Genomic DNA, 22,913 nt, shown 5'->3' with positions numbered 1-22,913 from the left:
CCCTCCCGGCGTCCGCCGCCACGGTCGGGAGGAGAGCTGAGCCTATCCGAGCCAGGTCGCGGTTTGTATCCAAGCAGACAAACAAAATTGCGGTGTCATTCAACAGTCACATAAGCATTTGTGAGGGGTGATTTGACGCCAGGCGAATGTCATTGAAGTTGCTGCGGTCGTCGTCGCAATGCCTGTGGATAAGCTGTGGATATCCGGTGGACGACACGATCAATCAGCGGGCTATAATGTCGCAGATTTCTATCGCATGTTGCCTATCCGTTCCGAATCTCATCATCTGCCATTGCTGCTGTCGACCTCCGCCGCAAACGTTGTCGATCGCATGCCACGGGCGCTCCGACTAATGTCGTGGAGCGCCCTTTTTCTTTACGGTCGGGGCTGATGGGAACTGCGACATTGTGTTTTGGTCAACTTCGCGGGCTGAGCCTCGCATCTCGTTGAGCATGCCATAGATTACACGAATCGGTCGTCGATCAATCGGGCGACGCCGTCCCCGGTGACAGGCCGGCACATATTCATAATTTACGGGAGTTGCATGATGGAATATCGACGTTTGGGAAAGTCAGGCCTGAAAGTGAGCGAGTTCTCCTTCGGTTCATGGGTGACGTTCGGCAAGCAGGTCAATGGAGGCGACGCCGTCGACCTCATGAAGCTTGCCTATGACAGCGGGGTGAACTTCTTCGACAATGCCGAAGGATACGAAAGCGGCAAGTCCGAAATCGTCATGGGCGAGGCGCTCAAATCGCTTGGCTGGAGCCGCGACAGCTTCGTCGTCTCGAGCAAGGTCTTCTGGGGCGGCCAGAAGCCGACGCAGCGCGGCCTGTCGCGCAAGCATGTGACCGATGCCTGTCACGCCGCATTGAAGAGGCTTCAGGTCGACTACCTCGACCTCTATTTCTGCCATCGCCCGGATATCGATACGCCGGTCGAGGAAACGGTGCGGGCGATGCACGATCTCGTTGCCCAGGGCAAGGTGCTCTACTGGGGGACGTCGGAATGGTCCGCGCAGCAATTGACGGAAGCCTACGCCGTGGCTCGCGACTTGCGCATCACGCCGCCGACAATGGAGCAGCCGCAATACAACATCTTCGAACGTCAGAAGGTCGAGTCCGACTATCTGCCGCTCTATGACCTCATCGGCCTCGGCACCACGATCTGGTCGCCGCTCGCCTCGGGCGTCCTGACCGGCAAATACAATAATGGTGTGCCAGCCGACAGCCGCATGAACCTGCCGGGATACGAATGGCTGAAGGAAAAGTGGTCCAGCGATGCTGGCCGCGCTCAGCTCAAACAAGTTGGTGAGCTTGCAAAGCTCGCGGACGAGATCGGCCTGTCGATCACGCATCTCGCTTTGTTGTGGTGCCTCGCCAATCGCAACGTCTCCACCGTCATTCTCGGCGCCTCGCGCGCCAGCCAGTTGCAGGACAATCTCGCGGCGCTTTCGCACAGGCACAAGATGACGCCTGACGTGCTGGACCGGATCGACACGATTGTTGGAAACAAACCGGAAGAACCACGTCGTTTCTAAAGAGCATGTGGGCCGAGGCCCTGCGCGGCTTGACAATGTGACGGACGGCGTTGCATTTTCGCCACAATGCGTTGCTTAAAGGTCACGCAAGGGTTTTGGACTTCGCTCCCGATCGAGTCGTTGCAGCGCTGGCTTTCTTGAGCCGGCGTTCTTTGGTTTCGATCGGCTGGCGAGGGCGGCGGGTGCCGCCTGAAGAGAGGCCGAATGACGCAGGATGGGGTATCGCCGGCGGCGGCGGGCGAGGCGGTGACCACGGTGACCGATCGCCGCGCCCTTTTTGCCGTGCCCGGCCTTGTGCTTGCCGGCGGCGCGCTTCTCTGCGCCACGGCGACACTTTTCGTGCTGCTCGGCCTCACCCCGATCGCCCCGAGTTCGCACGTCGTCATCACCTCGGTGATCGTCAATTCCTTCTTTGTCCTGACGCTGCTGGCGCTGATCGCCCGTGAGGTGGCAAGGCTGCTCAAGGCCCGCACCCGAGGGCGGGCGGCTGCTCGCCTGCATATCCGCATCGTCGTGCTCTTCTCGATCGTCGCGATCACGCCGGCAATCCTCGTCGCCATCTTCGCCAGCATCACCCTGAATGCCGGTCTCGACCGCTGGTTTGCGTTGCGCACCCAGTCGATCGTCAGTTCGTCGCGCAATATCGGCCAGGCCTACATGATGGAAAACGCCAGCTACCTGCAGGGGCAGACGGTTTCCATGGCCAACGACCTGGAGCGCAACCGCGCGCTCTACAGCCTCGACCGGACAGGTTTTGCCGACCTGATGACGCGCCAGGCGAGGGGCCGCGGCCTGCTCGGCTCCTTCCTCGTCGAGCGCGACGGTTCGGTGATCGTCCAGGCCGACATCGCCACCGAAAAGCCGTTGCCGGCGATCCCGCAGGACGCGCTTGAGAAGGCCGCGGCCGGCCAGCCGACACTGATTCCGCCCGGCGTCACCAACCTTGTCGGCGCCATCATCAAGCTCGATGCCATCCAGGGCACCTTCCTCTATACGGTGCGCGCCGTCGATCCCAAGGTCATGGGCGCCATGCGCATGATGGAGGAGAACGCCACCGAATATCGCTCGATGGAAGCCAACCGCTTCTCGCTGCAAATCGCCTTCGCCGTGCTCTATATCGGCTTCGCGCTGATCGTGCTGCTCGCGGCGATCTGGACCGCGATCGCCGTTGCCGACCGCATCGTCCGGCCGATCCGGCTGTTGATCACCGCTGCCGACAGCGTGGCATCGGGCAATATGGATATTGTCGTGCCGGTGCATGCCGTCGACGGCGACGTCGCCAATCTGTCGCGCACCTTCAACAAGATGATCTCGGAAATCCGCACTCAGCGCGACGAGATCCTCGAAGCCAAGGACGAGGTCGACGATCGCCGCCGCTTTATCGAAGCGGTGCTGTCGGGCGTCACTGCCGCCGTCATCGGCGTCGAGCAGGATCGCCGCATCGCCATCGTCAACAGTTCGGTCGAAACGCTGATGTCGCTGTCGGCCGATGAGATGCTCGGCAAGCAGCTGGTCGACATCGCGCCGGAGGTCGATCACGTGCTGACCGAGGCGGCTTCGCGTCATCGCGGCGATTTCCGCAAGCAGATCGCGCTCGTGCGCGGCGGCACGGTCAGGACGCTGAGCGTGCAGGTCACCCGCGAGGAAGTGCGCGATCAGAGCGAATCCTATGTGATCACGCTCGACGACATCACCGACTTGGTCATCGCCCAGCGCTCGACCGCCTGGGGCGACGTCGCAAGACGCATCGCCCATGAGATCAAGAACCCGCTGACGCCGATCCAGCTTTCCGCCGAGCGCATCCAGCGCCGTTACGGCAAGCAGATCGACCCGGGCGACCGGGCCGTCTTCGACCAGTGCACCGATACGATCATCCGCCAGGTCGGCGATATCGGCCGCATGGTCGACGAATTCTCTGCCTTCGCCCGCATGCCGAAGCCGACCAAGGAGCCGAGCGACCTGCGCGATATCTTGCGTGACGCGATCTTCCTGCGCGAGATGGGCAATCATCACGTCAGTTTTGCCCAGGATTTCGGTGAGCAGCCGCTGGAGGGCCTGTTCGACAGCCGCATGCTCGGCCAGGCTTTCGGCAATCTGATCAAGAATGCCGTCGAAGCGATCGAGGCCGTTCCGAGCGACGAACGCGACGAACGCAAGATACTCGTCCGAGCCGCCCTCGACACCGGCCGCGACCGCTTCACCGTCGATGTCATCGACAATGGCCGCGGCCTGCCGGTGGAGAACCGCCACAGCATTCTGGAACCCTATATGACGATGCGTGAGAAGGGCACTGGACTCGGTCTCGCCATCGTCAAGAAGATCATCGAGGAACATGGCGGGCAGCTTGAGCTGCATGATGCGCCCGCCGATTTTGACCGGGGAAGAGGGGCCATGATCCGCGTGCATCTGCCACGTCGGGATCCGACGCCCGCCTCTCCCGCAGCCAATGACAAGGAAAGCGTTTATGGCCTCTGATATTCTTGTCGTCGACGACGAGCACGATATTCGCGAGATCGTTTCCGGCATTCTCTCCGACGAGGGGCACGAAACGCGCACGGCCCATGACAGCGACAGCGCGCTGGCGGCGATTTCCGACCGGGTGCCGCGGCTGATCTTCCTCGATATCTGGATGCAGGGCAGCAAGCTCGACGGTCTGTCGCTGCTCGACGAGATCAAGACCCGCCATCCGGAATTGCCGGTGGTAATGATCTCCGGCCATGGCAACATCGAGACCGCCGTCTCGGCGATCAAGCGCGGCGCCTTCGATTTCATCGAGAAGCCTTTCAAGGCCGACCGGCTGATTCTGATCGCCGAACGGGCGCTTGAGAATTCCAAGCTGAAGCGCGAGGTCTCCGAGCTGAAGCGCCGCACCGGCGACGCATTGGAGCTGATCGGCACCTCGGTTGCCGTTTCGCAGCTGCGTCAGACCATCGAGAAGGTCTCACCGACCAACAGCCGCATCATGATCCTCGGCGCATCCGGCTCCGGCAAGGAGCTGGTGGCGCGGATGATCCACAAGAAGTCGGCCCGCGCCAACGGCCCCTTTGTGGCGATCAATGCTGCCAACATCACGCCCGACCGCATGGAAGTGGCGCTGTTCGGCACCGAGGGCACGCCCGGTCAGGCCCGCAAGATCGGCGCGCTCGAGGAAGCCCATCGCGGCATCCTCTATCTCGACGAAGTCGGCGAGATGCCGCGCGAGACGCAGAACAAGATCCTGCGCGTGCTGGTCGACCAGCAGTTCGAGCGGGTAGGCGGTTCCAAGCGCGTCAAGGTCGATGTCCGCATCATCTCCTCGACCGCCTATAATCTCGAGAGCCGTATCGCTGAGGGATGGTTCCGCGAGGATCTTTATCATCGCCTCGCCGTCGTGCCGGTGCGAGTGCCGGCCTTGGCCGAGCGGCGCGAAGACATTCCTTTCCTCGTCGACCAGCTGATGCGGCAGATTTCCGAGCAGGCCGGCATTCGTCCGCGCCGCATCGGCGACGACGCCATGGCCGTGCTGCAGGCGCATGATTGGCCGGGCAATATCCGCCAGCTGCGCAACAATATCGAGCGCCTGATGATCCTTGCCCGCACCGACGGGCCGGATGCGCCGATCACGGCCGACATGCTGCCGACCGATCTCGGCGACATGCTGCCGAAGGTCTCCGCCAAGAACGACTATCACATCATGACGTTGCCGCTGCGCGAAGCCCGCGAGATGTTCGAGAAGGATTATCTGATCGCCCAGATCAACCGCTTCGGCGGCAATATCTCGCGCACCGCGGAATTCGTCGGCATGGAGCGTTCGGCGCTGCACCGCAAGCTGAAGTCGCTCGGCGTCTGATTTGCATTCGGCGCGGCCGACGCCGCGCCGTGCCCCTTGTATTGCTTCCCGGAAGACCAGGTTTCCCATGCCGAGAATTGCCTATGTGAATGGCCGTTACGTCAAGCATTCCGATGCCAGCGTGCATATCGAGGATCGCGGTTATCAGTTCGCCGACGGCGTCTATGAGGTCTGCGAGGTGCGCCATGGCTACATCGTCGATCTCACCCGCCATCTGAACCGTCTCGACCGTTCGCTCGGTGAGCTGCGCATCGCCTGGCCGATGAGCCGGGCGGCACTGACGCAGGTCATTCGCGAGACGCTGCGCCGCAACCATGTCTGCAACGGGCTTTTCTACATGCAGGTGACGCGCGGAGTGGCGCGCCGTGATCATGTCTTCCCGGCCGAGGGAACGACGCCCTCGCTTGTTATCACCGCCAAGAGCACCGATCCCAAAATCATCGCCGCCAAGAATGCCAATGGCATCAGGGCGATCACCCTTGTCGACAATCGCTGGGACCGCGTCGACATCAAATCCGTCGGTCTGCTGCCGAACGCGATGGCCCGCCAGCAGGCCAAGGAGGCCGGCGCCCAGGAAGCGATCTATGTCGACGGCGACAGGATGGTCAAGGAAGGGGCGGCGACCAATGTCTGGATCGTCGATTCCGAGGGAATGCTGGTGACGCGGCCGGCCGAACACGGCATCCTGCGCGGCATTACCCGCACCACCTTGATGGACGTCGCAGCCAAGCTCGGGTTGCAGATCACCGAGCGAAACTTCTCGGTTTCCGAGATGCTCGCAGCCCGCGAGGTCTTCCTCACCGCAGCCACAAGTATTTGTTTTCCGGTCGTTTCCGTCGATGGCCAGACGATCGCCAACGGTCATCCGGGCAGCGTCTCGCAGAAAGTCCGCGAAGCCTTTTTCGACGTTGCGGAAAAGATTGCGATTTGATACCAAGATTTGCTGGACGGGTGAATGAGGCGCCGGTCTTGCGGGTGAGGTTGATTGATATTCTACCGGCCGGATCAGGTCGGCAATAAAGAAAGAAGCGGCGCGATGGCGGAACGTTCTCAGAATCTGCAGGACTTATTTCTCAATACTGTTCGCAAACAAAAGATTTCCCTGACAATCTTTTTGATCAACGGCGTGAAACTCACGGGCGTTGTTACGTCTTTCGACAATTTCTGTGTTCTTCTTCGCCGTGACGGCCATTCGCAGCTCGTGTATAAGCATGCGATCTCGACGATCATGCCGGGCCAGCCCATGCAGATGTTCGAGAGCGAAGAAGCAGCGTCCTAACAGGATCAGCCGTCATTTCGACACGCGATACCAAGAACGATTCGATCATCCCTGAGGCCGCCAAGCACAGGGACGACATGCGCGCGACTGTCGTCGTGCCGGTTCTGAAATCGCGTAGCCGCGGCGGCCAGAGCGAATCGGCCTCGACCCGCACGCCGGAAAGCCGGCTCGAAGAGGCGACGGGGCTTGCCCAGGCGATCGACCTCGATGTCGTCAGCGGCTCGGTCGTCCCGGTCAATGATCCGCGACCGGCCACATTGCTCGGCACCGGCAAGATCGAGGAGATCAAGGCGCTGCTCAATGAGCGGGATTCCGGTCTCGTCATCGTCGATCATCCGCTGACGCCGGTGCAGCAGCGCAATCTCGAAAAGGAATGGAACGCCAAGGTCATCGACCGGACGGGCCTCATCCTCGAAATCTTCGGCCGCCGCGCCTCCACCAAGGAAGGCACGCTGCAGGTCGATCTCGCCCACCTGAATTACCAGAAGGGCAGGCTGGTTCGAAGCTGGACCCACCTTGAACGTCAGCGCGGCGGCGGCGGCTTCATGGGCGGCCCGGGCGAAACCCAGATTGAAGCCGACCGGCGGATGCTGCAGGACCGCATCATCAAGCTCGAACGCGAACTGGAGCAGGTCGTGCGCACTCGCCAGCTCCACCGCGCCAAGCGCCGCAAGGTGCCGCACCCGATCGTGGCGCTGGTCGGCTATACCAATGCCGGCAAGTCGACGCTGTTCAACCGCATCACCGGCGCCGGCGTGCTGGCCGAAGACATGCTCTTTGCCACGCTCGATCCCACGCTTCGGCGCATGAAGCTGCCGCACGGCCGCACCGTCATCCTGTCCGACACCGTCGGCTTCATCTCCGACCTGCCGACCCATCTGGTCGCCGCCTTTCGGGCGACGCTCGAAGAAGTGCTGGAAGCCGATCTCATCCTGCATGTCCGCGACATGTCCGATGCCGACAACCAGGCCCAGAGCTCCGACGTCATGCGCATCCTTGGTGATCTCGGCATCGACGAGGCCGAAGCCGAGAAGCGGCTGATCGAGGTCTGGAACAAGATCGACCGCCTGGAGCCCGAGGTGCACGACACCATGGTGCAGAAATCGGCCGGCGCCAGCAACGTCGTCGCGGTCTCGGCCGTCAGCGGCGAGGGCGTCGACACGCTGATGGATGAGATCAGCCGCAGGCTCTCCGGCGTGATGACCGAAGCGACCATCCGCCTTCCGGTCGACAAGCTAGCGCTGTTGCCCTGGCTCTACGACCACGCGATCGTCGATGCCCGCGAGGACAATGAGGACGGCTCGATCACGCTCGACCTGCGCCTCTCCGAAACCGAAGCCACCGAACTCGAACGCCGCATCGGCAATGGCGCGAAGTCTTCGAAGGAAGATTGGGAGCGGTGAGTCACTCCCTTCTCCCCAGCGGGGAGAAGGTGGCCCGAAGGGTCGGATGAGGGGGCCGCACGGTACACCCTTCATGCTGCCCTTCGCTTGCGCTCAGCGCACTCGCTCCTGGCGTCGCTCACCCCCTCATCTGCCTGCCGGCATCTTCTTCCCGCTGGGGAGAAGGGAGATGTGGCAACACTCTGCTCACTCAGCCTGACCGCCTTGAGCCGAGCATGACGGAGAGTGGGGTTGGCTTCTTGCCAAACTTAGGCCGATCTACCCAGCCACGAGCGCTCTTTCAATCGCCTTGGCCGCTTGCCAGATCTCCTCCATTCGCTCGAGACTGGCCGCTTCCAGTGTCTCGCCTCCTTTATCAAGAACATTCTCTATATGGCTGAACCTACGCCGAAATTTCGTGTTCGTCCCGCGCAGCGCCTGTTCCGGATCGGTCTTCACATGCCGGCCGATATTGACAACCGCGAAGATCAGGTCGCCGAGTTCGTCACTGACCTTCGCGCGATCGCCTTCGCTTAATGCTACCCGCAATTCGCCGATCTCCTCTTCGATCTTGTCGAGGATCGGTTCCGGCGCCGACCAGTCGAAACCGACTTTCGCGGCGCGTTCCTGCAGCTTCAACGCTTCGGTCAAAGCGGGAAAACTGCGCTGCACCGAGCCGAGAAAGCCGCCGTTGAAATCCTCGGTGATCCCCCGCCTGGACCGGCGCTCTGTACGCTCGCGTTTTTCCGCCTGCTTGATCTCGTCCCACTGTTTCTTCACCGCATCCGGCGTATCGGCGGCCGAGCGGGCAAAGACATGTGGGTGGCGGCGGATCATCTTGGTGGTGATGGCGTTGACCACGTCGCCGAACGAGAATTCGCCGGCCTCCTCGGCCATGCGGGCATGGAAGACCACCTGCAGCAGCAGGTCGCCCAACTCGTCGCAAAGATCGTCCATATCGCCGCGCTCGATCGCATCGGAGACCTCATAGGCCTCCTCGATCGTATAGGGCTTGATCGTCTCGAAGCTCTGCTCGATGTCCCAGGGGCAGCCGGTTTCGGGATGGCGCAGCGCCGCCATGATCTCGATCAGCCGTAAAATCTCTGTGGAAGGTTCCATGGTGCCTCGGTTCAGCGGCCTCAGTTGAGCGGTATGTCGTTGGCGCTCTTCGACGACTGGTAGGTGGTGGAAAGCGCGTCGTAGCGCGCCTTGATGCGGGCGGTCTGGGACTGCAGCGCGGTCTTCAGCTGAGCCTCTTCGGTCGCGACGAGATCGGCGATGGCAAAGCTGTTCCAGAAGGCGTTCTGCCTGCGATAGCCGCCGGGTTCAAGCCCGAAGACCTCCTTCAGGATCTTCAGGTCGTGCGGAATGGCGAAGGCATCGCGGGAATCTTCGTGGCTGAAAAAATAATAGAAATTGTCGAAGCCCGCCCAGGTGATCGCCGACATGCACATGGTGCAGGGTTCGTGCGTCGACAGGAAGATCAAATCCTTGGTCGCCGGCTTGTCGCCAAGCTCGTAGAAGCGCTTCAGCGTATGCACTTCGCCGTGCCAGAGCGGATTGTCGAGCTCGTTGTTGGTCTCGGCGACGACGAGCGAAAGATCGGATTTGCGCAGGATCGCCGCGCCGAACACCTTATTCCCCAGTGAAACGCCGCGCTCGGTCAGCGGCAGGATATCGTCTTCGACAACGGAAAGCAGGCGGGCGGCGATGGTTTTGTCGGGCATTGATCTCTCCGGTTTTCCCTCAGTCTATCGCCTCGGCGGCGCAAGTGAAATGCGCGAAACGCCGGTGGACGTCTTTTGTCACAGGCTTTACAATGCGCTGCAGCAAATGCGCTCACTTGTGCTGTTTTGGTCAGCATGGGTGACTTTTCTCAAATCGCTAATGAGACGAGCAAAAGAATACCCGCTTGCTGGGGCTTTCGAATTTCTGTTCCTTCAATCCCTTGTCGATCAAGGGCATAGTCTGGCAACTTCGAAGTGGATTGATGATGTCTCCCAAGACTGAGCAGCTTTCGGTATTTCCAGCCTTCTTTCGCGTGGAAGGCCAGAAGACGGCTGTCTTCGGCAATGGCGACGAAGCGTTCGCCAAGGTGCGGCTGCTCTTGAACACACGGGCGCGGATCGTTGCCTATGCCGATCGGCCGCAAGCCGATTATCACGCCTTCCTGATCGCCAACCGTATCGAGACCGTGCGCACCGGCTTTTCCGCCGAGCAGGTCGAGGGATCGGCGCTGGTCTTCGCCGCCACCGGCAATGAGGCTGACGACCGCCGGATTGTCGATGCCGCCCGCACTGTCAGAATTCCGGCCAATGCCGTCGATCAGCCCGATTACTGCGATTTCTTCACGCCGGCGCTGGTCAATCGCGCCCCCGTCGCCGTTGCGATCGGCACCGAAGGGGCGGGGCCGGTTCTGGCGCAAATGATCCGTGCGCAGATCGATCAGCTTCTCTCCCCCTCGCTCGGCCGGCTTGCCGGCCTGGCGACGAGCTACCGCAAGGCCGTTGACCAGCTCGTTCCGCGTGGCGTCACCCGCCGCGTCTTCTGGCGCCGCTTTTTCTCCGGCGCCGTGGCCGATGCGATCGCCAACGGCAACCTGCCGCAGGCCCGCCACGCCGCCCACCGGCTGTTGGGCTCGATGGACAAAGTCGCCGGCCATGTCTGGCTGGTCGGTGCCGGTCCCGGTGCCGAGGATCTTCTGACGCTACGCGCCCAGCGCGTAATGATGGAAGCCGACGTCATCGTCTATGACGCGCTCGTGCCGCAGGCGATCGTCGATATGGGCCGCCGCGACGCCGAGCGGCTTTCCGTCGGCAAGCGCAAGGGCTGCCATTCGAAATCGCAGGAAGAGATCAACGACCTGCTGGTCGACCTCGGTCGCCAGGGCAAGCGTGTCGTCCGCCTGAAATCCGGCGATCCGCTGGTCTATGGCCGGGCAGGCGAAGAGATGGCGGCAATGCGCGCTGCCGGCGTCACCTATGAGGTGGTGCCCGGCATCACCTCGGCTTTCGCCGCCGCCGCCGATTTCGAGCTGCCGCTGACGCTGCGCGGCGTTGCCTCCTCGCTGGTCTTCACCACCGGCCATGATTTGACCGGCGACGTGCTGCCCGATTGGGCAAGCCTTGCCGTCTCCGGCGCGACGATCGCCGTCTATATGGGCCGCACGGTTGCCGCCTCCGTTGCCGAGCGGCTGATGCAGGCCGGCATTCCCGCCGAGACCACCGTCGCCGTCATCGAGAATGCCAGCCGCACTGAGCGCCGCCTGCTGCATGGCACGCTCGCCGATCTGCCCGACCTGCAGCACCGCGACGAGCTGACCGGTCCGGTCATGGTCATTATCGGCGATGCGGTCGCCGGCGCCAATTTCGAACTGTCCGAGCCGCTGGTGCGTGCGAACGCCCGGCTCGAGGAACTTTCAAGGAGCTAAACATGGTAGACAAGGTTCTGACGGCCAACCGGCTGACGGACGGCATTGCCGTCTGGCTGGATGCGAAGGGCGCGTGGTCCACCTCGCTGCAGGAGGCGCTAGTCGCCCGCCATAACGAAGCCGTTGAAGCGCTGGAAGCCATCGGCAAGAAATCCTATGCCGATAACGAAGTCGTTGACGTCGCCGTCGTCGAAGTCCAGGACACCAACGGCAGTCTCTGGCCGCTTCGCCTTCGCGAGCGCATCCGCGCCCAGGGTCCGACCATGGAATATGCCCCGGGCTACGCTCCGGCCGATCCCGAATTCATTGCAGTCTGAGGAAGACGATGTACCGTTACGACGAATTTGACCATGCCTTTGTCAGCGAGCGCGTCGAGCAGTTTCGCGACCAGGTTCAGCGCCGCCTTTCCGGCGAACTTGCCGAGGATGCGTTCAAGCCGCTGCGCCTGATGAACGGCGTCTACCTGCAGCTCCACGCCTATATGCTGCGCATCGCCATTCCTTATGGCACGCTGAGCGCCCGCCAGCTGCGCATGCTCGCCCATATTGCCCGCACCTATGACCGCGGCTATGGCCATTTCACCACGCGCCAGAACCTGCAGTTCAACTGGCCGAAGCTGTCGGAAATCCCCGATGCGCTCGCCGATCTCGCAAGCGTCGAGATGCATGCCCTGCAGACCTCGGGCAACTGCATCAGAAACGTGACGGCCGATCACTTTGCCGGTGCCGCCGCCGATGAGATCGCCGATCCGCGTCCCTATGCCGAAATCCTGCGCCAGTGGTCGTCGGTCCATCCGGAATTCTCCTTCCTGCCGCGCAAGTTCAAGATCGCCGTCACCGGCGCCGACCGCGACCGCGCCGCGATCCAGGTCCACGATATCGGCCTGCATCTGAAGAAGAACGACAAGGGCGAGATCGGTTTTGCCGTCTATGTCGGCGGTGGCCAGGGCCGCACGCCGATGATCGCCAAGCTGATCCGCGACTTCCTGCCCGAAGAGGACCTACTCTCCTACACCACGGCAATCGTTCGCGTGTACAATCTGCACGGCCGCCGCGACAACAAGTACAAGGCCCGCATCAAGATCCTCGTGCACGAAACCGGCGCCGAGGAACTGGCGCGCCAGGTGGAAGTGGAATTCGCCGCGCTGAAGGATAGCGAGCTGAAGCTGCCGGAAAAGGACGTCGAGGCGATCGCCAGCTATTTCGCACTGCCGGCTTTGTCCGAGCGCGCCGAAGGCTGGGAAAACCTCGCCCGCTGGAAGAAGGCCGATCCGGATTTCGCCCGCTGGGTGCAGCAGAACGTGCAGCCGCACAAGAACCCCGATTACGGCATGGTGACGATCTCGCTGAAGCCGATCGGCGGCATTCCGGGGGATGCTACCGACGCGCAGATGGATGCGATCGCCGATCTCGCCGAAGAATATGCCTTCGACGAAATCCGTGTCAGCCATGAGCAGAACCTCATCCTGCCGCATGTTGCACTTGCCGATCTGGAAGCCGTCTATCGCGGCCTCGTCGCCATCAATCTGGCCGAAGCCAATGCCGGCCTGATCACCGATATCATTGCCTGTCCGGGGCTGGACTATTGCGCGCTCGCCAATGCGCGCTCCATTCCGCTGGCGCAGGAAATCTCCCGCCGTTTCGGCAATGCCGAACGCCAGGCCGAGATCGGCGAGCTGAAGATCAAGATCTCCGGCTGCATCAATGCCTGCGGCCACCACCATGTTGGCCATATCGGCCTGCTTGGTGTCGAGAAGAAGGGCGCCGAACTCTACCAGATCACCCTCGGCGGTTCCGGCGACGAACATACCTCGATCGGCGAGATCATCGGCCGCGGTTTTGAGCCCGACCGGGTGACGGACGCGATCGAGACGATCGTCGACACCTATCTCGGCCTGCGCCTCGATCCATCGGAGATCTTCCTTGCCACCTATCGCCGCGTCGGGCCGCAGCCTTTCAAGGCTGCGCTCTACGGCTCAACCGCCGAAGCGGCATAAGGAGGCGATGATGACGAAGATCTGGAGAGAAACCGGTTTTGTCGAAAACGATCCCTGGGTGATCGAGACCGACGAGGCGAAGGCGACCGGCGAGCAGAAGCCGCTGCTCAGCCTCGACGAGCTGATCGCCAAGGCCGACGTAAGCAACGATGTCGGCCTCGGGGTGCTGATCAAGCCGGCCGACGATGTGCGCCGGCTGGAGCCCTATCTTTATCGCCTCGAAATCGTTGCCGTCGCCTTTCCGGCGTTCAACGACGGGCGGGCCTTCAGCCATGCCTCGCTGCTGCGCCAGCGCCTCGGCTACACCAACGAGCTGCGCGCCGTCGGCGACGTGCTGATCGACCAGGTGCCGCTGATGCTGCGCGTCGGTATCGACAGCTTTTCCGTCAGCAACGCCACGGCGCTGAAGCGGCTTTCCGAAAACCGTCTTCCCGCCATTCCCCATCATTATCAGCCGGCGGTGCGTGACGCCGAAGCCGGCAAGGGCTATAGTTGGCGCCGTCAGGCGAAGCCGGCCGCATAAGCGACCGATCCGCCTTTTTACGATGAGCGGAACGGTAGCATGAAGACATTCGAAGTGGCGGTGATCGGTGGCGGTCTCGCCGGCATGATCGCCGCAATCGCGCTTGGTCGCGGTGGCCGTAGTGTGGCGCTGGTGGCGCCCGTCGCGGCAAAAGAGGACCGGCGCACCACAGCGCTGATGGATCAGTCGATCCGCTTCTTCGACCGGCTGGCGCTCTGGGAAAAGCTGCGCCCGGCAGCCACGCCTCTCACCAGCATGCGCATCGTCGACGGCACTGACCGGCTGCTGCGCGCGCCGACGACCACCTTCCGCGCCGCTGAGGTCGGCCTCGATGCCTTCGGCTATAATTTCCCCAACAAGGCGCTGATCGACGTCCTCGAAAATGCCGTCGCCGACGAGGGCAATATCACCCGCTTCACCGAGATGGCCGAATCGATCGAAATCTCCGCCGAGACCGTGTCGATCACGCTTGCGGGCGGCGAGATGCTTTCAGCCGATTTTGCCGTCGGCGCCGACGGCCGCGGCTCGAAGCTGCGCGAGACGGCAGATATCGGCGTGCGCAACTGGTCCTATCCGCAGTCGGCGATGGTGCTGAATTTCGCCCATTCGCTGCCGCACCAGAACATCTCGACCGAATTCCATACCAAACATGGCCCCTTCACCCAAGTGCCGCTGCCCCAAGGTCGCTCCAGCCTCGTCTGGGTACAGGACCCCGCTGAAGCAGCAAAGCGCCTGGAATTGCCGCTTGCCGAACTCGGCGCCCTTGTCGAGGCGCGCATGCAGTCCATGCTCGGCAAGGTCGATGTGGAGGAGGGCGTCCAGGTCTGGCCGCTGTCCGGCATGATCGCCCATCGTTTCGGCAAGGGGCGCATCGCGCTGATCGGCGAGGCCGCCCATGTCTTCCCGCCGATCGGGGCGCAGGGGCTGAACCTCAGCCTGCGCGATATCATGGCGCTGACCGAGATCCTCTGCGACAGGGCGGAATTGCCGGTGCCGGCCGATGCCGGCGAAAGCTTCGACCGCAAGCGCCGCGCCGATATCATGACGCGCACGGCCAGTGTCGATCTTCTCAACCGCTCGCTGCTTTCGGATTTCCTGCCGGTGCAGATGCTGCGGGCTGCGGGCCTGCATATCCTCTCGGCGATTCCGCCGCTGCGCAATATCATCATGCGCGAAGGCATCGAGCCCGGCCGCGGCTTGCGCGATATTCCGGGTGCTCTACGGGAAAAGCTGAAGCGGAAGAAGGCCTGAGCGGATCACGATCAGCCAGAGCGAAACGCTGACCACCGAAAGCACCGTTGTGATCAGGATCGTCGCCGAGGCGCGCTCCTGCCACACACTATATTGCTGGCCGATGACGAAGACGTTGGTCGCCGTCGGCAGCGAGGCGAGCAGCACGGCTGCCTGGATCCACACCGGCTCGAACCCACCGACCGCTGTCAGTGCCAGGAAAACCGCGACCGGGTGCAGGATCAGCTTCGCCGGCACGATGTAGCCGATCTCAGCCGGGATCCGCTTCAGCGAAGAAAAACGGAAATGCTCTAGGCGCATGTCGGCTCAAAAAAGCACGCCGATCAATCCACATTTGTTGGCCCATGGTCCAACTATACTTCATCAACCCATACACCGAAGATGCCGCCGACGGGAGAGCTACAGAAGCAACAATCCCGCGATTACGAAGTGTGACCTTAGCAATCGGCATCGCGCCGGCGGAGATGAGCAAATGGCACAACAGGATAACTTCGGAATTAGCAGAGCTGATTTTCTAAAAGGGATGGCGACGACGGGCCTGACGGTGGGTCTCGTCGGGCGCTCGTCAGCAGCATCCGCGCAGGATGCCCCACCTGTTTCGCCGAGCGGAAGCGCCGCAAAACCGGCCACCAAGGCGACGACCGAATATAACGCGCTTTATCGCAACGGCCTTCCATTCGATGATGTGAAGGATTTCAAGGACGCCCATCGCGGGCTTTTGGCGGCACTGCCGGACCCGGCGATCATCAACAATGCCGAAGGCGTTCCCGTCTGGGACCTCAGCACCTATTCGTTCCTCGGCACATCCGATCAGGACGATGCGCCCGATACGGTCAATCCGAGCCTCTGGCGCATGGCCAAGCTCAACATGATTCACGGCCTGTTCGAAGTCGTTGACGGCGTCTATCAGGCGCGGGGTTATGACCTTTCGGTGATGAGCATCATCCGCACCGATACCGGCTATATCGTTATCGACCCGCTCGTCAGTTCGGAAACGGCCTCGGCCGTCTGGAAACAACTGGTCATCCCGAAGCTTGGCGACAAGCCGATTGTCGCGGTCATCTACACGCATAGCCATGTGGACCATTATGGTGGTGTGCGTGGGCTGGTGAACCAGGCCGATATCGATGCCGGCAAGGTCAAAATCCTGGCGCCGGAGGATTTCACCGAAGCGGCCGTCGGCGAAAACATCATTGCCGGCAACGCCATGAGCCGGCGCGCAAGTTATATGTACGGCAACCTACTGCCGCGCGGTGCGACCGGCCAGGTCGATGGCGGCCTTGGCAAATCCACCTCTTCAGGCGAAATCGGACTGGCATTGCCGACCGATTGGGCGACGGAAACGGGGCAGAAGATCAACATCGATGGCGTTGAGCTGCAGGTGCTGATGGCGCCGAATTCCGAGGCGCCGTCGGAATTCATGTTCTACATTCCCCGCTACAAGGCATTCTGCGCCGCGGAAGACGCCTGCCATACGCTGCACAATCTCTACACGCTGCGCGGCGCAAAGGTTCGCGACGGGCTCCTCTGGTCGAAATATCTGCAGCAGGCGCTAGACATGTTCGGCGGCGAGACGGAAGTGCTTTTCACCTCGCATCACTGGCCGACCTGGGGCAATGACAAGGTTGTGGCTCATATCGAAAAGCAGCGCGACTTGTTCCGCTTCATCCATGACCAGGTGATGCGCATGGCAAACAGCGGCATGACCCCGAAGGAGATCGGCGAAGTCATTCGCCTGCCGCAGGAGCTGGCGACCACGTGGGCCTGCAGAAGCTATTACGGCACGGTCTATCATGACGCTGTGGCGCAATATAACCTTCGCCTCGGCTTCTTCGACGGCGTTCCGGCCACGCTTCACCAATTGCCGCCGACCGATGCCGGCGCCCGCTATGTCAACTTCATGGGCGGTGCTGACAATGTGCTGCGGCAAGCGAAGGAATCCTTCGACCAGGGCGACTATCGTTGGGTTGCCGAAGTGGTCAATCACGTCGTCTTTGCCGATGCCAACAACATCGCCGCAAAACAGCTCCTCGCCGATACCTACGAGCAGCTCGGCTATCAGGCCGAATCCGGCCCGTGGCGCAACTTCTATCTGACGGGGGCACGCGAGCTTCGCCAAGGCGTTACAGAACTGCCGACGCCGAACACGGCAAGCCCGGATACGATCAAGGCCATGCCGATCGAGATGTTCTTCGACTTCCTCGGAGTGCGGCTGAACGGCGACCGCGCTGCCGGCAAGACCATCAACATCAACATGGAACTGACCGACACGAACCAGAAATATGCGGTCGGCGTTGCCAACGCCGCCATCCACTATTCCAAGGACAAGACGCTTTCGGACGCCGATGTGTCGATCGTCACCACCCGCGAGGCGTTGAACGACGTGATGCTCGGTACTTCGACGATGGAAAAGCAGGTTGTGGAGGGCAAGGCCAAGCTAACTGGCGATCCGAAGAAGCTGGCAGAATTCGTCGGCCTGCTCGACAACTTCGAATTCTGGTTCAACATCGTCACAGCGTGACGGGGGGGCTAAGGCATGTGCACCATATGCTCGCTGACCATCGAGTTCTCCGTCGAGCATCCACTTGCACTTGCGGTGGCTGTAGCAACCCGGCAGGCGATCGACGAGGATCTCCTGCCGGAGCCTCCCATCGGCGAAGTCGACATGGGTCAGTCCCGTCACGCGGCGGTCGTGCTTTTGACGACCCTGCAGCAGCGGCTTGAACAGGTTCTTTCGAGTTCAAAGCTGGCGGCTCTTCCAAACTTCTTCGTCCTGATGATCGAAAGCAGGACGTGGGGCTACTTCCTTCCAACGCCTAGCGGTTTCGACGTTCGGGCCGATCCGCCGGCCCCCCGTGTCGAACCTGACGTGGATGGGATGAGAGACTGCATCGTCATTGTCTCCCAGGAGGGCGCTGCAGCCCTGACCAACGGGCAGCTTACATTTCTGCACTCAGAACAGACCGGCGTCCTGGTGGTCGATGGACCGGATCTATCTGTCGGCAATGTGCGATCGGCCTTTTCGGCAGCTTATCCGGTCGGACGGTTCAGCGAGTTCGTCTGCGCCGAGGTCGCATGAAACTCATTGGCGGCACAGAGCGCCACCAATCACAGTTCAGATGTCGGATCAACAGGCAGCGGAAGGCGAAAGGAAGCCCATGCATCGTTCGATCAAACATTTCCTTGGGATGCTGGCAGCGTCTGTTTTCACTCCGGGGGCTTATGCCGCGGATCTGCTGCCCGTAACGGCGCCGCAGCCCGTTCCCCGAGATCCCGGCCAATGGACGTTTTCGTTTTCGCCCTACTTCTGGGCGGCGGGACTGGACGGCGAGACGCAAGTCTTCGGGCTTCCCACCGTCGATATCCACCAGGACTTCGGCGACATCCTGTCGGACCTCGACTTTGCGTTCATGGCGGCGGGCGATGCCAGATATGACCGGTACAGCATTTTCACCGATCTCAGCTACGTCCGCGTGACGACCAGTTCGGCTTCGCCGCGCGGCGTCGTCGCAGACGAAGTCAGGCTGAAATCGGAGACGTTCACCGCAATGCTGGGTGGTGCCTACACGGTCTACGAGGATCAGAATGCGCGGCTGGACGTTCTCGCGGGTGCTCGCTTCTGGCACGTCGAAACGCGTGTCGGCCTGAGCGGCGGGCTGATCGGCAGCCTGTCGAAGACCGATTCCGCAAACTGGGTCGACGCCATCGTCGGCATCAAGGGTAGCTACTCCTTCACCGACAAGATCTACGCGACCGGCTGGGGAATGATCGGTGCGGGTGGGGCGGACCTCGACTGGGACGTTCTCGCGGGCCTTGGCTACAAGTTCAATGACACCGTTTCCGCCGTGGCCGGCTATCGCGCGCAGGGCGTGGACTACAGCAGCGATGGGTTTTCCTACGACGTCATCCAGCATGGACCGATCATCGGGATGACCGTGAGATTCTGACGTTGGAGTACCTCGCCAAAAAAACTATCCAATCCGATCGCGTCGCTGATAACTACGACTCCGGCTATGGCCCCGACGAGGGCGAGAGAGCCATGGTCAACATCCAGCCTGTCGTTCCGATCGATCTCAACGATGACTGGAAAGCGGCCGACGTCTACCGGACTGATCGGGGGCGTCGGCCCCGCGCTGCTGCCCTGATCAACGCTAACCAAGGTTCGATCCATGCGCCACATCTCCCGAGTGCTTATCTTGGTTGCCTCGATCCTTCTCGGCGTTCATCCGTTAGTCTTCGCCGCCGAAAGCGCCGCATTGACGATGGCTGCAATCCTCCCGAAGCCGCATACCGGCGATCTCGACGCGATGACGAAGCTGCGGCTGATCCGTATTCTCGTTCCCTACAGCAAGACGATTTATTTCCTCGACAAAGGCCGCCAGTTCGGAACGGCCGTCGAGTTTGGTACCGCGCTCGAGACAGCACTAAACGAGGGAAAGAAGAAAGAGATCGAGCGCATGCGGATCGCCTTCATTCCGACGCCGCGCGACCGGCTGATCCCTGCTCTCAACGAAGGGCTGGGCGATATCATCATGGCGAACATGACGATCACGCCCAAGCGACTGGAGCAGGTCGATTTCAGTGCACCGATCTACGAGCACGCAAGCGAAGTTTTAGTTACGGGACCGTCAGCCCCAGCAATCGCAAGTCTCGACGACTTATCCGGCAAGGAGATCTCCGTCCGGGAGACCAGCAGCTACGACGAGCATCTTCTTGCTCTGAACGAGCGCATGAAGGCGGAGGGCCGGCCCGAAGTCCAAATGAAGGTCATCGACGAAAACCTCGAGGACGAGGACCTCATGGAGATGGTCAATGCAGGACTACTGCCCTGGACGATCGTCGACCAATACAAGGCCGACATTTGGACGAAGGTGTTCACCGATCTCAAGGTGCGTTCGGATATCGCGATCTCGACCGACGGTCATATCGCTTGGGCGATCCGCAAGGACAGCCCGCAACTGAAGGCAGTGCTCGACAAGTTTGCTGGCGAGCACGAGGTCGGCACAACATTCGGCAACATGCTGCGCAACAAGTATTTCAAGAGCGACAAGATCCTCAAGCAGGCCTATTCCCCCGAGGATGTCGCGCGCTTCAAGACGCTCGTCGACATATTCCGGGTCCATGCTGGGGAATACTCGTTCGACTACCTCATGCTGATGGCACAGGGCTATCAGGAATCGCAGCTCGACCAGAAGCGACGTAGCCCGCGCGGCGCTGTCGGGGTTATGCAACTGCTTCCGGCAACCGCCGCCGGAAAGGAGGTCGGCATCACAGGCATTGCCAAGAGCGAGGATCGGAACGTCGAAGCGGGCGCGAAATATCTGCGCCACCTTATCGACGTCTACATCGACGATCCGGGCATCTCGCCGCGCGATCGCCAGCTCATGGCGTTTGCGGCCTATAATGCCGGACCGGGCAACCTCAGGAAATTTCGCAAGAAGGCCGCCGAGCTCGGCCTCAGCTCGGATGTATGGTTCGGAAACGTCGAGAATGGTGCTGCTGCGATCGTTGGCCGGGAAACGGTGCAGTATGTCGGCAACATCTTCAAATACTACATCGCCTACAGCCTCCTGGAGGAAGAGACATCCGGCCGCAAGACGTCAGCAAAGACCGCACCGCAATCGCAAAACTGACGTCTAGGTCGGATCGTCCAGATGACAAGATTGCAAACTGCACCACCGCTCAATTCCGGCGCGCGAGAGGTTGCCCGCCCGTGGGAACCTCCCTATTTTAGTACGCTTGAATATTGACTCCACGTTGCATCGCGGATGCGACAAGTTTCAGGTGGTCGCAAGCGGTGGGTTCGAATCGTGCAAAGAGCGTGAAATATCAGGCGATAGGTCTGGCCTGCGCCCTTTTCCTTGCTGTTTCGCTTACTGCATTCGTCGCGAAACAGGCGGTCGCGCAAGTCGGCCCGCATCCCGTCAGCCGAGTCCTGCTTATCTACGAAAACGAAAGCACTCTGACAGCCGCTGTTGAGGTGGCGCAGGGCCTTCGTGCAAGCATGTCAAAGGCCATGCCGGCCGATATAGAAATCTACAGCGAGTACCTCGACACCGTACGTTTCCCTTCCCCCGCCAACGTCGCCCGCCTTACGGATTATTTGACTTCGAAATACCAGGGAATGACGTTCGATGTCATCCTGACGATTGGACCGGGAGCGTTGAAATTCGCGCTTGATCATCGCACCGCAATCGGAGGCGGCGCGCCGATCGTGTTTGGAGCCGTGACTGACAATTCGATCCGCAACAATAATTTACCCGCCGATGTGAAAGGCGTCGTCAGCCACTTTGATGTGGGCAAGACGATCGGCCTTGCCCTCACGTTGCAGCCCGATACAAAGCAGATCGTCGTCGTCACCGGCTCGTCGGCCTTCGACAAAAGTTGGCAAGTCTCTGCGCGTGCTACCCTGCGCGACGCCTATTCGGGTGTTCCAGTGACTTATCTTTCGAACTTGCCGATCGAAGGTTTCATGGATGCTGCGCGCAATGCAGCGGACCAGACGATCTTTCTCGTCCTGACGATTTTTGAGGACGCCGACGGCAGAAAATTCATTCCACGCGATGCTGCGGGGAAGATTGCTGCCGTCGCTCGGGTGCCGGTCTATTCGGTCTACAGTTCATATTTCGGCGCCGGGGCCACGGCTGGCTACGTGGGGACTTTCCAGGCGGTCGGGGAGCAGATGGGCTCACTTGCGGCAAGGGTGCTTAAAGGCGATCTCAATGCATCGCAGACGAGCTTCGTCGGGGATGGCCCGCTGGTGGACTGGCTGCAGGTCCGTCATTTCGGTATCGACCCGGAGCGCATTCCGCGGAATGCTGAAATCGTGAACTTTCAGCCGTCCGTCTGGGAACGATACCGCCCCCAGATATTAGCCATTCTCGCTGTCATTGTTCTACAAACCGCTACGATTGTGGCGCTGTTCTTCGAGCGCCGACGCAAGGTCCGGCTTCAGGCGGAGCTTAACCTCGAACGCCTTGAACTAGCCTACATCTCGCGAACGGCCCAGCTCGGGGAACTGTCCGGCGCGCTTGCGCACGAACTGAACCAACCTTTGACGTCCATTCTTGCTAATGCAGAGTCAGGGCGAAGACTTCTCGATAGTGATCCCTTGGACAGTGGCGAACTGCGGGAGATCCTCGGCGACATCGTTCTCGACAACAGGCGTGCCTCGACCGTGATTATTCAGTTGCGCCGCCTGATGATCCGAGGCGAGACCAGCCTCGCGTCGATGGATCTCAATCACGCGGCGACCACGACGCTTGCCCTTTTACGCAGTGAGCTTCTGGCACGGCAGACCCAAGTCGATCTGGCGCTCGATCTGCCGGATGTCCGTATCCAGGGAAATCTGCCGCAATTGCAGCAAGTCATTCTCAATTTGGTGCTGAATGCTGCAGATGCAATGCGGCATATGCCGCCGGCTAAACGCATAATTGCAATCGAGACAAGAAAACGCGAGAATGGAACACTTGAGCTTACTGTAACCGATCTGGGCGTCGGCATCGCCCCGGAACGGGTCGCGGATTTGTTTAAGCCGTTCGTCAGCACGAAGAAGGCGAGCCTCGGCCTCGGCTTGGCGATCTGCAAGTCGATCGTACAGGCTCACGGAGGAACCCTGCGCTTTGACGATAGCGTTCGGCAAGGCGCTCGTGTGATACTCACTTTACCGGCTGCATAGGGGGATAT

The 22,913-nt window shown here is 61.1% G+C and carries 19 protein-coding genes and 2 pseudogenes; 18 read left to right on the top strand and 3 right to left on the bottom strand.

The window, feature by feature from the left end; all coding sequences use genetic code 11:
* Positions 1-547: 547 nt before the first annotated feature.
* From HJB84_RS25655 to hflX, 6 genes are all read left to right on the top strand, one after another.
* Positions 548-1,537 (top strand): aldo/keto reductase, encoded by a 990-nt coding sequence (locus HJB84_RS25655; protein WP_221117252.1) that lies wholly within the window; start codon positions 548-550, stop codon positions 1,535-1,537.
* A gap of 204 nt (positions 1,538-1,741) precedes the next feature.
* Positions 1,742-4,012, top strand: coding sequence for a PAS domain-containing sensor histidine kinase (locus HJB84_RS25650; protein ID WP_207584124.1), 2,271 nt, complete (start codon positions 1,742-1,744; stop codon positions 4,010-4,012).
* Positions 4,002-5,366: a sigma-54 dependent transcriptional regulator gene (locus HJB84_RS25645; RefSeq protein ID WP_207584125.1), complete on the top strand. Its 1,365-nt coding sequence runs from the start codon at positions 4,002-4,004 to the stop codon at positions 5,364-5,366. Before HJB84_RS25650 ends, HJB84_RS25645 begins: the two co-directional genes overlap by 11 nt.
* A 67-nt stretch (positions 5,367-5,433) precedes the next feature.
* Complete coding sequence (locus HJB84_RS25640; RefSeq protein WP_207584126.1) at positions 5,434-6,297, top strand: D-amino-acid transaminase; 864 nt, start codon at positions 5,434-5,436, stop codon at positions 6,295-6,297.
* A 105-nt stretch (positions 6,298-6,402) separates the two neighbouring features.
* A complete protein-coding gene (hfq, locus tag HJB84_RS25635) occupies positions 6,403-6,645 on the top strand; it encodes an RNA chaperone Hfq (RefSeq protein WP_003539403.1) in 243 nt (80 codons plus the stop codon).
* Between the two features lie 77 nt (positions 6,646-6,722).
* Positions 6,723-8,048 (top strand): GTPase HflX, encoded by a 1,326-nt coding sequence (hflX, locus tag HJB84_RS25630; protein ID WP_207584127.1) that lies wholly within the window; start codon positions 6,723-6,725, stop codon positions 8,046-8,048.
* 258 nt (positions 8,049-8,306) lie between these two features.
* Here hflX and mazG read toward each other — a convergent pair whose 3' ends face one another.
* A complete protein-coding gene (gene mazG, locus HJB84_RS25625) occupies positions 8,307-9,146 on the bottom strand; it encodes a nucleoside triphosphate pyrophosphohydrolase (RefSeq protein WP_207584128.1) in 840 nt (279 codons plus the stop codon).
* Between the two features lie 20 nt (positions 9,147-9,166).
* Positions 9,167-9,754: a deaminase gene (locus tag HJB84_RS25620; RefSeq protein WP_207584129.1), complete on the bottom strand. Its 588-nt coding sequence runs from the start codon at positions 9,752-9,754 to the stop codon at positions 9,167-9,169.
* Between HJB84_RS25620 and HJB84_RS25615 the strand changes: the two genes are divergently transcribed.
* From HJB84_RS25615 to HJB84_RS25590, 6 genes are read left to right on the top strand one after another with little or no spacing between them, the layout of a single operon-like run.
* Positions 9,738-10,037: a hypothetical protein gene (locus HJB84_RS25615; RefSeq protein ID WP_207584130.1), complete on the top strand. Its 300-nt coding sequence runs from the start codon at positions 9,738-9,740 to the stop codon at positions 10,035-10,037. The two genes, HJB84_RS25620 and HJB84_RS25615, sit on opposite strands and share 17 nt — an antisense overlap.
* The gene (cysG, locus tag HJB84_RS25610; protein ID WP_221117251.1) at positions 10,021-11,457 is read left to right on the top strand and encodes a siroheme synthase CysG; all 1,437 of its coding nucleotides are present in this window, start codon (positions 10,021-10,023) and stop codon (positions 11,455-11,457) included. Before HJB84_RS25615 ends, cysG begins: the two co-directional genes overlap by 17 nt.
* A 2-nt stretch (positions 11,458-11,459) precedes the next feature.
* Positions 11,460-11,774, top strand: coding sequence for a DUF2849 domain-containing protein (locus tag HJB84_RS25605; RefSeq protein WP_207584132.1), 315 nt, complete (start codon positions 11,460-11,462; stop codon positions 11,772-11,774).
* Positions 11,775-11,782: 8 nt separating this feature from the next.
* Complete coding sequence (locus tag HJB84_RS25600; protein WP_207584133.1) at positions 11,783-13,453, top strand: nitrite/sulfite reductase; 1,671 nt, start codon at positions 11,783-11,785, stop codon at positions 13,451-13,453.
* A gap of 10 nt (positions 13,454-13,463) precedes the next feature.
* Positions 13,464-13,976 (top strand): DUF934 domain-containing protein, encoded by a 513-nt coding sequence (locus HJB84_RS25595; protein ID WP_207584134.1) that lies wholly within the window; start codon positions 13,464-13,466, stop codon positions 13,974-13,976.
* Between the two features lie 39 nt (positions 13,977-14,015).
* Positions 14,016-15,227 carry a UbiH/UbiF family hydroxylase gene (locus HJB84_RS25590; protein WP_221117250.1) on the top strand — a complete coding sequence of 404 codons (1,212 nt, stop codon included), beginning with the start codon at positions 14,016-14,018 and terminating at the stop codon, positions 15,225-15,227.
* On the opposite strand, the pseudogene HJB84_RS25585 reads toward HJB84_RS25590, so the two are convergent.
* Positions 15,195-15,497: pseudogene (locus tag HJB84_RS25585) on the bottom strand (AEC family transporter); the annotation flags it as partial. The gene HJB84_RS25590 and the pseudogene HJB84_RS25585 overlap by 33 nt on opposite strands.
* 202 nt (positions 15,498-15,699) lie before the next feature.
* Between HJB84_RS25585 and HJB84_RS25580 the strand changes: the two are divergent.
* From HJB84_RS25580 to HJB84_RS25560, 6 genes and pseudogenes are all read left to right on the top strand, one after another.
* Positions 15,700-17,748, top strand: coding sequence for an alkyl/aryl-sulfatase (locus tag HJB84_RS25580; RefSeq protein ID WP_259671168.1), 2,049 nt, complete (start codon positions 15,700-15,702; stop codon positions 17,746-17,748).
* Between the two features lie 15 nt (positions 17,749-17,763).
* The gene (locus HJB84_RS25575; RefSeq protein WP_207584136.1) at positions 17,764-18,306 is read left to right on the top strand and encodes a hypothetical protein; all 543 of its coding nucleotides are present in this window, start codon (positions 17,764-17,766) and stop codon (positions 18,304-18,306) included.
* A 109-nt stretch (positions 18,307-18,415) separates the two neighbouring features.
* Positions 18,416-19,174: a hypothetical protein gene (locus tag HJB84_RS25570; protein ID WP_246762759.1), complete on the top strand. Its 759-nt coding sequence runs from the start codon at positions 18,416-18,418 to the stop codon at positions 19,172-19,174.
* Between the two features lie 18 nt (positions 19,175-19,192).
* Positions 19,193-19,314: pseudogene (locus HJB84_RS33710) on the top strand (transporter); the annotation flags it as partial.
* 82 nt (positions 19,315-19,396) lie between these two features.
* Entirely contained in the window at positions 19,397-20,860 is a 1,464-nt protein-coding gene (locus tag HJB84_RS25565; RefSeq protein WP_221117249.1) for a lytic transglycosylase F, read from the top strand.
* Between the two features lie 164 nt (positions 20,861-21,024).
* On the top strand, positions 21,025-22,905 hold the full coding sequence (locus HJB84_RS25560) for an ABC transporter substrate binding protein (protein WP_311045003.1): 1,881 nt from the start codon (positions 21,025-21,027) through the stop codon (positions 22,903-22,905).
* The last annotated feature ends 8 nt before the right edge of the window (positions 22,906-22,913 follow it).

It is taken from the genome of Rhizobium sp. NZLR1b (genome assembly GCF_019685155.1).
In the GTDB taxonomy this organism is placed as follows: domain Bacteria; phylum Pseudomonadota; class Alphaproteobacteria; order Rhizobiales; family Rhizobiaceae; genus Rhizobium.
This window is presented reverse-complemented; position numbering and strand designations above follow the sequence as displayed.

Coding starts and splice junctions, on each gene's coding strand:
- mazG (WP_207584128.1), bottom strand. CDS start 9,146: ATGGAACCTTCCACAGAGATTTTACGGCTGATCGAGATCATGGCGGCG.
- HJB84_RS25575 (WP_207584136.1), top strand. CDS start 17,764: ATGTGCACCATATGCTCGCTGACCATCGAGTTCTCCGTCGAGCATCCA.
- hflX (WP_207584127.1), top strand. CDS start 6,723: ATGCGCGCGACTGTCGTCGTGCCGGTTCTGAAATCGCGTAGCCGCGGC.
- HJB84_RS25645 (WP_207584125.1), top strand. CDS start 4,002: ATGGCCTCTGATATTCTTGTCGTCGACGACGAGCACGATATTCGCGAG.
- HJB84_RS25650 (WP_207584124.1), top strand. CDS start 1,742: ATGACGCAGGATGGGGTATCGCCGGCGGCGGCGGGCGAGGCGGTGACC.
- HJB84_RS25580 (WP_259671168.1), top strand. CDS start 15,700: ATGGCACAACAGGATAACTTCGGAATTAGCAGAGCTGATTTTCTAAAA.
- HJB84_RS25590 (WP_221117250.1), top strand. CDS start 14,016: ATGAAGACATTCGAAGTGGCGGTGATCGGTGGCGGTCTCGCCGGCATG.
- HJB84_RS25570 (WP_246762759.1), top strand. CDS start 18,416: ATGCTGGCAGCGTCTGTTTTCACTCCGGGGGCTTATGCCGCGGATCTG.
- HJB84_RS25620 (WP_207584129.1), bottom strand. CDS start 9,754: ATGCCCGACAAAACCATCGCCGCCCGCCTGCTTTCCGTTGTCGAAGAC.
- HJB84_RS25640 (WP_207584126.1), top strand. CDS start 5,434: ATGCCGAGAATTGCCTATGTGAATGGCCGTTACGTCAAGCATTCCGAT.
- cysG (WP_221117251.1), top strand. CDS start 10,021: ATGTCTCCCAAGACTGAGCAGCTTTCGGTATTTCCAGCCTTCTTTCGC.
- HJB84_RS25655 (WP_221117252.1), top strand. CDS start 548: ATGGAATATCGACGTTTGGGAAAGTCAGGCCTGAAAGTGAGCGAGTTC.
- HJB84_RS25605 (WP_207584132.1), top strand. CDS start 11,460: ATGGTAGACAAGGTTCTGACGGCCAACCGGCTGACGGACGGCATTGCC.
- HJB84_RS25595 (WP_207584134.1), top strand. CDS start 13,464: ATGACGAAGATCTGGAGAGAAACCGGTTTTGTCGAAAACGATCCCTGG.
- hfq (WP_003539403.1), top strand. CDS start 6,403: ATGGCGGAACGTTCTCAGAATCTGCAGGACTTATTTCTCAATACTGTT.
- HJB84_RS25600 (WP_207584133.1), top strand. CDS start 11,783: ATGTACCGTTACGACGAATTTGACCATGCCTTTGTCAGCGAGCGCGTC.
- HJB84_RS25565 (WP_221117249.1), top strand. CDS start 19,397: ATGCGCCACATCTCCCGAGTGCTTATCTTGGTTGCCTCGATCCTTCTC.
- HJB84_RS25615 (WP_207584130.1), top strand. CDS start 9,738: ATGGTTTTGTCGGGCATTGATCTCTCCGGTTTTCCCTCAGTCTATCGC.